Origin of the sequence: Pseudomonas sp. LA5 (genome assembly GCF_028640825.1) — a bacterium.
Classification (GTDB): domain Bacteria; phylum Pseudomonadota; class Gammaproteobacteria; order Pseudomonadales; family Pseudomonadaceae; genus Chryseomonas; species Chryseomonas aestiva.
The window spans coordinates 112,283-124,468 of sequence record NZ_JAQYZY010000037.1 but is presented as its reverse complement, the minus strand read 5'-3'; the positions used below and the strand labels follow the sequence as shown (position 1 = coordinate 124,468).

At 68.6% G+C, this 12,186-nt stretch carries 13 protein-coding genes; 8 read left to right on the top strand and 5 right to left on the bottom strand.

Annotated features, from left to right (window positions below):
• The first annotated feature begins 129 nt into the window (after positions 1 to 129).
• Positions 130 to 1,101, top strand: a complete 972-nt coding sequence (locus PVZ72_RS12610; protein ID WP_273862067.1) for an SDR family NAD(P)-dependent oxidoreductase — start codon at positions 130 to 132, stop codon at positions 1,099 to 1,101.
• A gap of 16 nt (positions 1,102 to 1,117) precedes the next feature.
• On the opposite strand, the gene PVZ72_RS12605 is transcribed toward PVZ72_RS12610, so the two are convergent.
• Positions 1,118 to 1,576: a hypothetical protein gene (locus tag PVZ72_RS12605; protein WP_273862066.1), complete on the bottom strand. Its 459-nt coding sequence runs from the start codon at positions 1,574 to 1,576 to the stop codon at positions 1,118 to 1,120.
• A 200-nt stretch (positions 1,577 to 1,776) separates the two neighbouring features.
• Here PVZ72_RS12605 and PVZ72_RS12600 point away from each other — a divergent pair, with 200 nt between their 5' ends.
• Positions 1,777 to 2,070 (top strand): hypothetical protein, encoded by a 294-nt coding sequence (locus PVZ72_RS12600; RefSeq protein ID WP_187979439.1) that lies wholly within the window; start codon positions 1,777 to 1,779, stop codon positions 2,068 to 2,070.
• On the opposite strand, the gene PVZ72_RS12595 is transcribed toward PVZ72_RS12600, so the two are convergent.
• From PVZ72_RS12595 to PVZ72_RS12585, 3 genes are read right to left on the bottom strand one after another with little or no spacing between them, the layout of a single operon-like run.
• The gene (locus PVZ72_RS12595) at positions 2,067 to 2,381 is read right to left on the bottom strand and encodes an AtuA-related protein (protein ID WP_273862065.1); all 315 of its coding nucleotides are present in this window, start codon (positions 2,379 to 2,381) and stop codon (positions 2,067 to 2,069) included. The two genes, PVZ72_RS12600 and PVZ72_RS12595, sit on opposite strands and share 4 nt — an antisense overlap.
• Complete coding sequence (locus PVZ72_RS12590) at positions 2,378 to 3,730, bottom strand: acyclic terpene utilization AtuA family protein (RefSeq protein WP_273862064.1); 1,353 nt, start codon at positions 3,728 to 3,730, stop codon at positions 2,378 to 2,380. The genes PVZ72_RS12595 and PVZ72_RS12590 overlap by 4 nt, the downstream gene beginning before the upstream one ends.
• On the bottom strand, positions 3,731 to 5,038 hold the full coding sequence (locus PVZ72_RS12585) for a CitMHS family transporter (protein WP_273862063.1): 1,308 nt from the start codon (positions 5,036 to 5,038) through the stop codon (positions 3,731 to 3,733).
• 128 nt (positions 5,039 to 5,166) lie between these two features.
• Between PVZ72_RS12585 and PVZ72_RS12580 the strand changes: the two genes are divergently transcribed.
• Complete coding sequence (locus tag PVZ72_RS12580; protein ID WP_273862062.1) at positions 5,167 to 6,048, top strand: LysR family transcriptional regulator; 882 nt, start codon at positions 5,167 to 5,169, stop codon at positions 6,046 to 6,048.
• Here the strand turns inward: PVZ72_RS12580 and PVZ72_RS12575 are convergent.
• Complete coding sequence (locus PVZ72_RS12575) at positions 6,045 to 6,956, bottom strand: LysR substrate-binding domain-containing protein (protein ID WP_273862061.1); 912 nt, start codon at positions 6,954 to 6,956, stop codon at positions 6,045 to 6,047. The genes PVZ72_RS12580 and PVZ72_RS12575 overlap by 4 nt on opposite strands.
• Before the next feature lie 194 nt (positions 6,957 to 7,150).
• Here PVZ72_RS12575 and PVZ72_RS12570 point away from each other — a divergent pair, with 194 nt between their 5' ends.
• The 5 genes from PVZ72_RS12570 to PVZ72_RS12550 all read left to right on the top strand — a co-directional run bounded on the left by PVZ72_RS12570 (position 7,151) and on the right by PVZ72_RS12550 (position 12,182).
• The gene (locus PVZ72_RS12570) at positions 7,151 to 7,900 is read left to right on the top strand and encodes an SDR family NAD(P)-dependent oxidoreductase (protein ID WP_187981362.1); all 750 of its coding nucleotides are present in this window, start codon (positions 7,151 to 7,153) and stop codon (positions 7,898 to 7,900) included.
• 78 nt (positions 7,901 to 7,978) lie between these two features.
• A complete protein-coding gene (locus tag PVZ72_RS12565) occupies positions 7,979 to 9,277 on the top strand; it encodes an MFS transporter (RefSeq protein ID WP_187979434.1) in 1,299 nt (432 codons plus the stop codon).
• A 14-nt stretch (positions 9,278 to 9,291) separates the two neighbouring features.
• The gene (locus tag PVZ72_RS12560; RefSeq protein WP_187979433.1) at positions 9,292 to 10,140 is read left to right on the top strand and encodes a transketolase; all 849 of its coding nucleotides are present in this window, start codon (positions 9,292 to 9,294) and stop codon (positions 10,138 to 10,140) included.
• On the top strand, positions 10,140 to 11,138 hold the full coding sequence (locus PVZ72_RS12555; protein ID WP_133860726.1) for a transketolase family protein: 999 nt from the start codon (positions 10,140 to 10,142) through the stop codon (positions 11,136 to 11,138). Before PVZ72_RS12560 ends, PVZ72_RS12555 begins: the two co-directional genes overlap by 1 nt.
• Before the next feature lie 135 nt (positions 11,139 to 11,273).
• A complete protein-coding gene (locus tag PVZ72_RS12550; protein WP_158891024.1) occupies positions 11,274 to 12,182 on the top strand; it encodes a LysR family transcriptional regulator in 909 nt (302 codons plus the stop codon).
• The last annotated feature ends 4 nt before the right edge of the window (positions 12,183 to 12,186 follow it).

Sequence of the window (12,186 nt, the reverse complement as noted above, 5' to 3'; positions counted from 1 at the left end):
GGCGCGGCGATCCCGGCGATCAAGCGAAGCGCTTGCCGTCGGCGCGCCGGGCCCCGGTCGTCCCAGGCGGGACGTCAGTGCGGTCGGCCATGGGTCACACCTCAGACACAGAACCGAGGAAGATCCCTGATGCGTACCCTGCCACTGCTCCTTGCCCTGCCTGCCGCCCTGGCCCTGTTGAACCGCACCTCGCCCCGGCGTTCCGGGCGGCCTGATCACCCGCAACTGAGCGGCCGGACCATCGTCGTCACCGGCGCCTCCAGTGGTGTCGGTCGTGGCGTGGCCCTGGCGCTGGCCCGGCACGGTGCCAATCTGGTGCTGGCCGCGCGGCGCAGCGAGGCGCTGGAAGCCCTGGCGGTCGAGGTCCAGGCCCTGGGCGTGGCCGCCCTGGCAGTGCCCACCGATGTCGCCGACATGGCGCAGATGACTGCCCTGGCCGAGCAGGCCGAGCAGCGCTTCGGTCGCATCGACGGCTGGATCAACAATGCCGGTGTCGTGGCCGTGGGCCGCTTCGAGGAGATCCCGCTGGACGATCATCTGCGTCTGCTGGATACCAATGTGAAAGGCGTGGTCATTGGCACTCACCTGGCCCTGCAGCGCTTCCGTCGCCAGGGCTATGGCCGGCTGGTCAATGTGGCGTCGGTCGACGGCGAGATCCCCCACGCCTATCAGGCCTCCTATTCGGCGTCCAAGGCCGCGGTGCTCAGCCTCGGCCGGGTGCTCCAGCAGGAACTGCGGCGTGGACGCCAGCCGAACATTCAGCTGTCGACGGTGCTGCCCTGGGCGCTGGATACGCCGATCTGGGGCCATGCGGCCACCTATACCGGCCACCGTCCCGATCTGCCGACCAAGGACGCACCGGACAAGGCGGTGCAGGCCATCGTCAAGGCGCTGCTGCAACCGCAAAAGGAAATCACCGTGGGCTACAAGGCGAAGCTGGCCTACTGGGGCCATCGCCTGGCGCCGGAACTCAACGAACGCTTCACCGCCGATGCGGTGCAGCGCGCCGAGATCGACTGGAACCCGGTCAAGACCGCTAATTCGGGCAACCTGCAGCAGCCCGATCAGGCGGGGCAGGGCGTACGGGGTACGAATTTCTGAAAGGTGACCGTCCGAGCTAGTGCCAGGATGCGTACTGCGCCCCATCCCGTGTTTCGGGACCCATGATGGTCAGCTCTCCCTGGGACGCAAGGGCGGTCTGCAGCGCCCTGGCCAGGGCCGGCTGGGTGCAGAGCAGGACGGTCGGGGCGATGCCGGCCAGGCTGGCGGCAAGCTCCGGCCCGTATGGGGGAGCCGCCAGGTCGAGCTCCAGACGCGGCAGCAGTGGCAGCCCCTCCGCCAGCATGACCTGGCAATGTGCCTGTAATTCGGCGTCGGCCTCGGCGACCGACCGTTGCCGGGCTGTCACCAAGAGGATCTGCAGATGCCCGAGCGCTATCAGATGCCGGGTGGCCAAGGCGATGCGTTGACCATGCGCCTCGGCGTGACGATGGCAGGCCGTCCTGGCAGACAAGGCCGCGCGCGTCGAAGGAGAGACTGCCGGGGTGCGGTGGCGGAGGGCGGGGCGGGTATCCATGGATCGGCCTCTGCCACGACGTGGCGGTCAGGAGGCCCAGCCTGCCGGATACTGATGGCAGCTTCGTGACAGACCTCAGCCGCTTCTTGGCCGCGGTGCACCCTCTCCTGACCCTGGTATGACACAGCGACACGGACGCCTTGCGTTCTCTACCGCGGCGGCTAGCCTCAAGTGGGTAACGTTCCTTCGGGAGCCTGCAGATGAACAGGTTGCATGAACGCTTGGCCCAACTCGATCCACCCGTGCGCCATGAGCTGGAGCGGCGCAGTGACGGCCTGCTGATCACGCTCATCGAGGCCGATCACAATGTGCGGGTGTCGCGGCTGCTCAAGGCGGACGACATGCGCGAGGTCGAACAGGTGAATCTGATCCTGCTGCATGCCATCAACGAACTCAGACGCAAGGGCGCCCAGGTCCCGCTCGACAAGGACACCATCCTGCTGACGCGCCTGCCCGGCGCGGGTGTCGGCACCCGGGTTGAGCCGTGCGGCTAGTCCGTCAGCTCCAGATCCAGCAAGGCCGCGCCCAGCCCCTTGCCATGGGCATCCAGCGCCAGCGAGCGGGTGACGCCGCCGCGCAGGGCGCCGGGCAGCACGAAATTCAGCGCGCCCAGGGCGGGCAACTCATAGCGGCGCACGGGCGCGGCGTCGGCGGGTCGGCTGTCGGCGAACCAGGCGGCGACCCGTTCCGCGGTCAGCGTCCGGCGCAGGCGCTCGAAATCTTCACGGCGATAGGCGATCACCGCCATGTTCGAAGTGTCTCCCTTGTCGCCGGTACGGACGTGGGCGATCTCGCGCAGTTTCATGGCAGCGTCTCCAGCTCCAGGGTAGGGGTGACGGCCGCACGCGGCCACAGCAGCGAGGCCACGGCGATCACCTCGCGGACCGCCTTGGTGGCGCCACCGCCGCCGGCCGGCCCATTGGTATAGAGGGTTTCCACCTCGTTGCCGATCTGCGCCGCCGCCGCGCGGGTAGCGCAGCGCCCGACCACCCGCAAGCGGACCTCCCAGGGTTCGCCGGTAGCGCGCGCGGCCAGCGTCTCGCCGTGCAGGGCGTCGCAGCCGATCAGTTCGCAGCGCAGCTCCTGAACCGGTACGCCACAGAGTTGCAGACGCTCGCGCACCACCTCAGCCGCCAGGCGGGCGCGGGCCAGGGCGCCCGGTCCGGCGTAGGACAGCTGGCCTTCGCCATGCCAGCCGTCGCGATAACCCACCGAGACCTTGAGCTGCGCGGGTCGCGCCTTGCCCCGGGCCCCGCTGACCGCGACCCGGTCCGGCGCGGACTGCTGCAGGGCAACGCCGGAAAAGTCGGCGGTGACGTCCGGCGTCAGATAGGCCGCCGGGTCGTGTACCTCATAGAGCAGTTGCTCGCTGCAGGTCGCCGGGGTCACGCAGCCGCCGGAGCCCGCGATCTTGGTCAGGGTCGCCTGGCCCTCGGCGTCCACCTCGGCCAGGGGAAAGCCCAGGCGAGCGAGGTCGGGGACGTCCTTGTAACCGGGATCGGCGAAGTAGCCGCCGGTGACCTGACCGGCGCATTCCAACAGATGACCGACCAGGGTGCCGCGCCCGCGACGTTCCCAGTCATCCGCCGCCCAGCCGAATTCATGCACCAGGGGTGCGAGGAACAGCGAGGGATCGGCTACCCGGCCGGTGATGATGACATCGGCATCCGCTTCCAGGGCCTGGACGATGCCTTCCACGCCCAGGTAGGCATTGGCCGAGATCACCCGGTCGCCCAGTTCGGCCAGGGTCTGGCCGCTGTCCAGCAGGGCGTCGGCGGGCAGCTGGGCCAGCACGTCGTCGCCGGCCACGGCAGCGATCTTCAGCCCGGTGACGCCCAGCTCTCGCGCCAGGGCCGCGACCTTGCGCGCCGCGGCGGAGGGATGGGCGGCGCCCATGTTGGTGATCACCCGCAGGCGCGGACGATCCGCCTGATTCAGCAGCGGCAGGATGCGCCGCATCCGTGCCTCCAGCAGCGGATCGAAACCGGCCTCGGGATCGGCCAGCCGCGCCTGTTGCGCCAGGGCGATGGTGCGTTCGGCCAGGCATTCGAACACCAGGTAGTCGAGGCGGCCATGCTCGGCCAGCTCCACGGCGGGTTCGATGCGATCACCGGAGTAGCCGGCGCCGCAGCCGATGCGAAGAAGACGGCTCATCTAGAAGACTCCCAGGAGCAGGGCGGTCAGGGTCATCAGCACCGAGGCCGCGAACAGAAAGGGGATGGTGAAGCGCTGGTGATCGGCCAGGTCCAGCTTGCACAGGCCCACCAGCAGGAAGGTCGCCGGGGTCAGGGGGCTGACCGGGAAACCGGTGGTGTGCACCCCGAGCAGCGAGGCCTGGGCCACCTGCACCGGATCGACCCCCAGGTTGCGGCCGACCTCGGCGATCACCGGCATGACGCCGAAGTAGAAGGAATCCGGATCGAACAGCAGGCTCAGCGGCATGGACAGGAAGCCCACCACCGCCGGGATCAATTGCCCGTGGCCAGCCGGGATGCCCGCCACCGCCACCTGGGCCATGGCCTTGAGCATGCCGCTGCCCTGCATGATGCCGGTGAAGACCCCGGCGGCGAAGAGGATGCTGGCCATGGTCAGGGCGGTCTTGGCATGGGCGTCGATGCGCGCCTTCTGGGCGTCCACCGAGGGGTAGTTCAGGCACAGCGCGGCGACGGTGCCGAGCATGAACATCACCACCGGATCGACCCAGCCCGCGATCATCACGCCCATCACCACCAGCGTCAGCAGCAGGTTGATCCAGAACCGCCCGGGGCGACGCAGGGCGCGCTCGGCATCGCTGAGTACCCGCTCCGGTGCAGCGCCCGCGCCGCTAGCGTCCAGCCAGGGCGCCTGGCCGGCCAGGGTCAGGCGCTTCTCCTCGCGGCGACCGAGCCACCAGGCACTGGCGAAGAAGGCCAGACCCACCAGCTGCACCGGGATCAGTGGCTGGAACAGATCGGCCACCGGCACGTGCAGGGCGGCGGAGGAGCGCAGCACCGGGCCCGTCCACGGCAGGAAGTTGACCCCGGCGGCCATGGCGGCCACGCAGGCCAGGATGCGCCGGTCCAGCCCGAGGCGGGTATAGAGCGGCAGCATGGCGGGGATGGTCACCAGGAAGGTCACCGCGCCGGAGCCGTCCAGGTGCACCAGCAGGGCGAGCAGGGCGCTGCCGCAGACGATGCGCGTCGGCCGGGTGCCGACGGTGCGCAGGATGCGGTCGATGATGGGATCGAGCATCCCGGCGTCGGTCATGATGCCGAAGAACAGGATGGCGAAGACGAACATGCCGATCACCGGGGCGACGCCCTTGATGCCGGCGATGATGAAGGCGCTGGTGCCCAGGCCGAAGCCACCGATCAGGGCCGCGGCGATGGGAATGACGATCAGGGCGACCAGGGGCGAGACGCGTTTGCTCATGACCGCGACGAGCAACGCAAGAATGGTGACGACACCGAGCAGGGCGAGCATGGCGGACTCCTTGGACCGTGGCACGGCAGGCGGGCGCACGGGAGGTTTTGTTGTTGTGGGTCCAGTATTCGAAGACGCCGGATCTCCTGTAAATTGGAATCTTTCGAAGCAGCGTTCAGAAAAACAAAATGAAGAATCTGCTCCAGCACGTGCAGGCCTTTCTCGCCGTGGCCCGCCAGGGCTCCTTCGCCCGCGCGGCCGAGGAGTTGCACCTGTCCCCTCCGGCGCTCACCGTGCAGATCCAGCAACTCGAAGCCTGGCTGGAGGTGCAACTGCTCGAACGCACCCCGCGAAGGGTTCAGCTCACCACCGCCGGTGAAGAACTGCGTGGGCCCCTGGAGCGCATCCTGGTGGACCTGGGCGATGTCCAGACCCATGCCCGGGACCTGGCGGGCCTGCGCCGCGGGCGGATCACCCTGGCGGCCTTGCCGTCCTTTTTCATGGGCCCCTTTCCCGAATTGCTGAAGACCTTCCAGGCCCGCCATCCGGCCATCGAGGTCCGCCTGCAGGACGTGGTGGCCGGTAGAGTCGAGGCGCTGGTCCGGGAAGGGCAGGTGGATCTGGGCATCGGCGTCCGGCCACGGGCCGTGGGCCTGGAGTTCCAGCCGCTGTACGTCGATCACCTGCAGCTGTTCGTCCCTCGCGACCATCCCTGGGCAGGCCGCGCCGAAATCACCCTGGGCGAACTCGACGCCATACCCCTGCTGCTCACCGGTCGCGACAGCAGCGTGCGCGAATGCCTGGACTTCGCCTTCGCCGCCGCCGGCCTGCGCCTGGTGGCGACGCTGGAAGCCAACTACATGAGCACCCTGCTGGCCCTGGTGGCGGCCGGCCAGGGCCTCGCCCTGCTGCCGGAATCGGCGGGCGGCGAGGCCCCGGTGGTGGCCCTGCCGGTCCGCGGCGAAAGCCTGGCCCGGCCGCTGGGCATCCTGACCCCCAGCGGCCGCAGCCTCACCCCGGCGGCTCAGGCCTTCGTCGCCTTGCTTCGGCAGCGGCTGCAGGCAGGCTAATAGTCGAAGGGCTGCCCCAGTTCCTGTTGCAGCCAGTCGAGAAAGCGCCGCACCCGGGCGTAGCGCGAGTGCGCCCGGGGAAACACCAGGTGGTGCGCGGCCACCGGCAGGTCGTCGTCCTGGGGCAGGACCCGCACCAGATCGCCGCGGGCCAGATAGTCCGCCGCCAGCACCGTGCTCTCCAGGGCGAAGCCCAGGCCATGGCGGGCGGCTTCCAGGGTCATGTAGGAGCGATCGAAACTCAGGGTGTAGGGACGTTCCGGCAGCGCCAGGCCCTGCTGGGCGAACCAGTTGGGCCACTTCATGAGGGTGGCCTCGGACAGGATCAGCTCACTGTGCAGCAGATCCGCCGGCGACCGGACCGGGCGTTTTTCCAGCAACTGCGGCGCGGCCAGTACCGCCAGGCGTTCGCGCTGCAGGGTGCGGATCTCCAGGTTCGGCCAGCTGGGCAGGCCGTGGCGGATGTCGATGTCGACCTTGTCGCGGCTGAAGTGCAGGGATTCGTAGGAGCAGGAGAGATTGATCTGCAGGTCGGGATGACTCTGGCGAAACAGCTCCAGCCGCGGCATCAGCCAGAGCAGGCCGAAGCTCGGCGCCGAGTGCAGGCGCAGGCATTCCAGGCCGGCATCGCTGGCCGCGCGATCCGTGGCCATGGCCAGCCGGTGCAGCACCTCGCTGACCTCTTCCAGGTATTGCTCCCCGGCCGGGGTCAGGGTCATGCCGCGCGCGCCGCGGACGAAGAGGGCGCGACCCACCAGGGCTTCCAGCTTGGCCAGCTGATGGCTGACCGCCGAGGGCGTCAGCGCCAGTTGCTCGGCGGCGCGGGCGACGTTGGCGAAGCGGGCGGTCTGCTCGAAGGCTTGAAGGGCTTTCAGGGGTGGCAGGGAAAGCGTCTTGGCGGAATCCATGGGGCGCGGCTTCTGTGGCCAGTTCGAGGCTGATTGTCGACAGGCCTGGCCGATCTGCCAAGCCACAGGCATGAATTTTTTTCAGCACGGTCTGACGCAGGCTGCGTTGCTGGGGCCCTGGGGCAGGGGCACTCTGGCCCTCAGCGACAGCCCTCCACAACAACAAGAAGGATAGCGTCATGCCCCTGAATGCCCTGCTGCTGCAAGACAAGATCGCCCTCATCACCGGCGCCGCCTCCGCGCGCGGCATCGGTCGCGCCACGGCCCAGGCCTTCGCCGCCCAGGGCGCGCGGGTCATCATCCTCGACCTCGATGCCAGTGCCGCGCGGGATGCCGCCGCCAGCCTTGGCGAAGGTCACCTGGGCCTGGCGGCCAACGTGGCCGACGAAGCCCAGGTCAAGGCCGCGGTCGACCAGGCGCTCGCCCAGTACGGTCGCCTCGACGTGCTGGTCAACAATGCCGGCATCACCCAGCCGGTGAAGACCCTGGAGATCGGCCGCGCCGACTACGACCGCATCCTCGACGTCAACCTGCGCGGCACCCTGCTGATGTCCCAGGCGGTGATCCCGGCCATGCGCGCGCAGGGCGCTGGCAGCATCGTCTGCCTGTCCTCGGTGTCCGCCCAGCGTGGCGGTGGCATCTTCGGCGGACCGCACTACAGCGCCGCCAAGGCCGGGGTGCTGGGCCTGACCAGGGCGATGGCGCGGGAATTCGGGCCGGACGGCGTCCGCGTGAATGCCCTGACCCCAGGCCTGATCCAGACCGACATCACCGGCGGACTGATGCACGACGAGCGCCGCCAGTCGATCATCGACGGCATCCCGCTGGGTCGCCTCGGCGAGCCCAAAGACGTGGCCAATGCCGCGCTGTTCCTGGCCAGCGATCTCTCCGGCTACCTGACCGGCGTCACCCTGGACGTCAACGGCGGCATGCTGATCCACTGATCGCCCCCTCGTTTTCAACGCTCTGCATCGACAAGGGCGCCCGCGGCTGCGGCGCCCATAACAACAAGAGATCAGACCATGACTACGCTCACCCTGGCAGCGGCCACCTCGGCGCGCGCCAATGCCTATCGCAAGACCGCCTGGCGGCTGATGCCCTTCCTGATGCTGTGCTACTTCTGCGCCTATCTGGACCGGGTCAACGTCGGCTTCGCCAAACTGCAGATGATGAACGACCTGGCGCTGAGCGAAGCCGTCTACGGCCTCGGCGCCGGCATGTTCTTCATTGGCTATTTCCTCTGCGAGGTGCCCAGCAACATCATCCTGCACAAGGTCGGCGCGCGACGCTGGATCGCCCGCATCATGATCACCTGGGGCATCCTTTCGGGGCTGTTCGCCTTCGTCGAGACGGCCTGGCAGTTCTATCTGCTGCGCTTCCTGCTCGGCGTGGCTGAGGCGGGCCTGGCGCCCGGTCTGCTGCTCTATCTCACCTACTGGTTTCCCACCTACCGCCGCGCCCGCATGACGGTGCTCTGGTTCGTCGCCATTCCCCTGTCGGGCATGATCGGCGGCCCGCTGTCGGGCTGGATCATGAATCAGTTCGCCGGCGTCCACGGCTGGGCCGGCTGGCAGTGGATGTTCGTCATCGAAGCCATCCCCACGGTGCTGGTGGGGGTGTTGGTGCTCGGCTATCTCAAGGACGGCGTGCACCAGGCGACCTGGCTGGACGACGAGGAAAAGGCGCTGATCCAGAAGGAACTGGCCGAGGACAACCAGCACAAGACCGAGCACGCCAGCGTGCGCGACTTCATCCGTGATCGCCGGCTGTGGCTGCTGGCCGCCATCTACTTCTGCGTGGTCATGGGCCAGTACGCCATCACCTTCTGGCTGCCGACCCTGGTGCGCAATTCGGGGGTCGCCGATCCACTGCACATCGGCCTGCTCACCAGCCTGCCCTACATGTGCGCCATCGTCGCCATGCTGCTGGCCGGGCGCAGCGGCGACCGGCACCGCGAGCGCCGCTGGCACCTGGTGATTCCCATGCTGCTGGGCGCCTGCGGCCTCAGCCTCGCCGCGGTCTTCGGCCACAACGTCACCCTGTCGATCCTCAGCCTGTGCCTGGCTGCGGCCGGCGTCCTTTCGGCGTCCTCGCTGTTCTGGATGCTGCCCACCACGCTGCTGGGCGGGGTCACCGCCGCCGCCGGCATCGCCGCGGTGAATAGCTTCGCCAACCTGGCCGGCTTCTGCTCGCCCTACCTGATCGGCTGGATCACCACCAGCACCGGCTCCAGCGCCATCGGCATGTTCCTCATCACCGGGGTGCTGGTGATAGGCGCCACGCTGGTCCTGCGCATTCCTGCCGCCCTGGTCAATCGCTAATCGAGGTACAGATCATGACCGCTTCTTCGCCACAGCTCGCACCGCTCTCGCTGGCCGAGCGCGCCCACAACATCCGCCGCCATGCCCTGCGCATGGGCCAGATCCAGGGCCAGGGTTATGTCGGCCAGGCCCTGGGCGTCGCCGACGTCCTGGCCGTCGCCTACTTCCACGCCCTGAGCTACCAGCCACAGGACCCCGAGTGGGAAGGGCGCGACCGCTTCTACCTGTCCATCGGCCACTACGCGATAGCCCTCTACGCCGCGCTGATCGAGGCCGGCATCGTGCCGCAGGAAGAGCTGGAAACCTATGGCTGCGACGACAGCCGCCTGCCCATGTCGGGCATGGCCGCCTACACCCCGGGCATGGAGATCACCGGCGGTTCCCTCGGCCAGGGCCTGGGCATCGCCGTGGGCGCCTGCCTCGGTCTCAAGCGCAAGCAGTCCGGCGCCTTCGTCTACAACCTGCTGTCCGATGGCGAACTCAACGAGGGCGCCACCTGGGAAGCGGCCATGTCGGCCTCCCACTGGCAGTTGGACAATCTCATCGCCCTGGTGGACGTGAACAACCAGCAGGCCGACGGCCATTGCCGCGAGATCCTGGCCTTCGAACCCCTGGCCGAGCGCTGGCAGGCCTTCGGCTGGTTCGTCCAGCGCGTCGACGGCAACGACCGCGAGGCACTGGTTGCCGCCTTCGATCGCGCCCGCCAGCACCCCGGCCGACAGCCCCGGATCATTCTCTGCGATACCCGCATGGGCAAGGGCGTGCCCTTCCTGGAAACCCGCGACAAGACTCACTTCATCCGCGTCGAGGCGCACGAATGGGCCCTGGCCCTCAATGCCCTGGATGCCGGGAGGGACTTCTGATGACTACCAGCACCGCCACCAAGCCACGCCTGACCACCTCGGCGATGATCGCCAGCATCGCCGCCGAGGGCCAGCCGACGCGACCGGCTCCGTTCGGTCACGCCCTGGCGGCCCTGGCCGAGCAGCGCCAGGACATCGTCGGCCTCACCGCCGACCTGGCCAAGTACACCGACCTGCACATCTTCGCCAAGGCCCATCCCGAGCGCTTCTACCAGATGGGCATGGCCGAGCAGCTGCTGATGAGCGCCGCCGCCGGCCTGGCCCGCGAAGGCTGCGTGCCCTTCGCCACCACCTATGCGGTATTCGCCTCGCGCCGCGCCTACGACTTCATCTGCATGGCCATCGCCGAGGAGAATCTCAACGTCAAGATCGTCTGCGGGCTGCCGGGGCTGACCACCGGCTACGGCCCCAGCCACCAGGCCACCGACGACCTGGCGATCTTTCGCGCCATGCCCAACCTCATGGTCATCGACCCCTGCGACGCCCTGGAGATCGAGCAGGCGGTGCCGGCCATCGCCGCCCACCAGGGGCCGGTCTACATGCGCCTCCTGCGCGGCAACGTGCCCCTGGTGCTGGACCGCTACGACTACCGGTTCCAGCTCGGCAAGGCCCAGGTGGTGCGCCCCGGTCGCGACGTGCTGGTGGTGTCCACCGGCCTGATGACCATGCGCGCCCTGGAGGCCGCCGAGGCCCTGGCCGCGGATGGCGTGGACGTCTCGGTGCTGCACGTGCCGACCATCAAGCCGCTGGACGAGGCGACGATCCTGGCGGAAGCCCGCAAGCCGGGGCGGCTGGTGGTGGCGGCGGAGAACCATTCGCTGATCGGTGGCCTGGGGGAGGCGGTGGCGACCACCCTGCTGCGCAACGGCGTGACGCCCACCTTCCGCCAGATCGCATTGCCCGACGCCTTCCTCGACGCCGGGGCGCTGCCGACCCTGCACGACCGCTACGGCATCTCCACCACGGCGGTCTGCCAGCAGATCAAGGGTTGGTTGTAGGGCCGGGAGGAGGCGCCTGGTTACCCTCGGGATTGCACCGAGGGAGCCAGGCGCCGCCAGGGCGATTCGAAGACTCGACGCCGCCCGCCCATCCGGGCAAGGTGGGCAGCTGTCTTCCATCGCCTGCTGGCTGCCATGTCCGATACCGATGAACTCACCCTGCGCAAGCTGGAGATCTTCCTGGCCTTCATGCGCAGCCGGAACCTGGCGCGGGCCGCCGCCGAGCTGGGTACCAGCCATGTCAGCGTGCACCGCGCCATCCATTCGCTGGAGAACGCCCTGCGCTGTCCGCTGTTCAAGCACGAGGGGCGCACCCTGACGCCGCTGGATGGCGCCTTCGTGCTGGAGGCACGGGCCGAACGACTGATGCAGGACCTGGCCGAGACGGTACGCCTCACGCGGCAGGCGGCCGGCTTTTCGGCCGATCGCTTCCGCCTGGGCGCGCTCTATTCGCTGACGGTCAAGACCGTGCCCCAGCTGATCATGGGCCTCAAGCTCAGGCGCAGCGAACTCAACATTGACCTGGTGCTGGGCTCCAACGCCGACCTCGCCGTGCAGCTGCACGACTTCAAGCTGGACGCCATGCTGGTGGCCCTGGACGACGCCGTGGTGGATGCTGACTGCGAGAGCGTCGAGCTGTTCAGTGACGACATCTTTCTCGCCGCGCCCAGCGACTCGCCCTTCGCCGACCAGGCCGAGGTGGACCTGCGCGACCTCGCGGGGGTGCCCTTCGTGACCCTGACCCAGGGCTTCGCCACCTTTCGCGACGGCCGCCAGGTGTTCGCCCAGGCCGGGTTCGAGCCGGAGGTGATCATGCAGGTCAACGACATCTTCTCGCTGATGAGCATGGTCAGCTCCGGGGTGGGCTACGCGCTGTTGCCCGGGCGGGTCGAGGCGGTCTACCAGAGTCGCCTCAAGCTGCTGCCCCTGGCGCCGCGCTACCGGCTGCAGCAGCGCATCGGCGCGGTGTTCCTGCGCAGCCGCGAGCGCGATCCCAATCTGCTGGCCTTCGTCGCCGAATGCCGGATGTACGCGCGCGGCTGACTCC

What these genes read in the sequence shown, in the direction of transcription:
- PVZ72_RS12610 (WP_273862067.1), top strand. Translation starts at nt 130, where the DNA reads ATGCGTACCCTGCCACTGCTCCTTGCCCTGCCTGCCGCCCTGGCCCTG.
- PVZ72_RS12605 (WP_273862066.1), bottom strand. Translation starts at nt 1,576, where the DNA reads ATGGATACCCGCCCCGCCCTCCGCCACCGCACCCCGGCAGTCTCTCCT.
- PVZ72_RS12600 (WP_187979439.1), top strand. Translation starts at nt 1,777, where the DNA reads ATGAACAGGTTGCATGAACGCTTGGCCCAACTCGATCCACCCGTGCGC.
- PVZ72_RS12595 (WP_273862065.1), bottom strand. Translation starts at nt 2,381, where the DNA reads ATGAAACTGCGCGAGATCGCCCACGTCCGTACCGGCGACAAGGGAGAC.
- PVZ72_RS12590 (WP_273862064.1), bottom strand. Translation starts at nt 3,730, where the DNA reads ATGAGCCGTCTTCTTCGCATCGGCTGCGGCGCCGGCTACTCCGGTGAT.
- PVZ72_RS12585 (WP_273862063.1), bottom strand. Translation starts at nt 5,038, where the DNA reads ATGCTCGCCCTGCTCGGTGTCGTCACCATTCTTGCGTTGCTCGTCGCG.
- PVZ72_RS12580 (WP_273862062.1), top strand. Translation starts at nt 5,167, where the DNA reads ATGAAGAATCTGCTCCAGCACGTGCAGGCCTTTCTCGCCGTGGCCCGC.
- PVZ72_RS12575 (WP_273862061.1), bottom strand. Translation starts at nt 6,956, where the DNA reads ATGGATTCCGCCAAGACGCTTTCCCTGCCACCCCTGAAAGCCCTTCAA.
- PVZ72_RS12565 (WP_187979434.1), top strand. Translation starts at nt 7,979, where the DNA reads ATGACTACGCTCACCCTGGCAGCGGCCACCTCGGCGCGCGCCAATGCC.
- PVZ72_RS12560 (WP_187979433.1), top strand. Translation starts at nt 9,292, where the DNA reads ATGACCGCTTCTTCGCCACAGCTCGCACCGCTCTCGCTGGCCGAGCGC.
- PVZ72_RS12555 (WP_133860726.1), top strand. Translation starts at nt 10,140, where the DNA reads ATGACTACCAGCACCGCCACCAAGCCACGCCTGACCACCTCGGCGATG.
- PVZ72_RS12550 (WP_158891024.1), top strand. Translation starts at nt 11,274, where the DNA reads ATGTCCGATACCGATGAACTCACCCTGCGCAAGCTGGAGATCTTCCTG.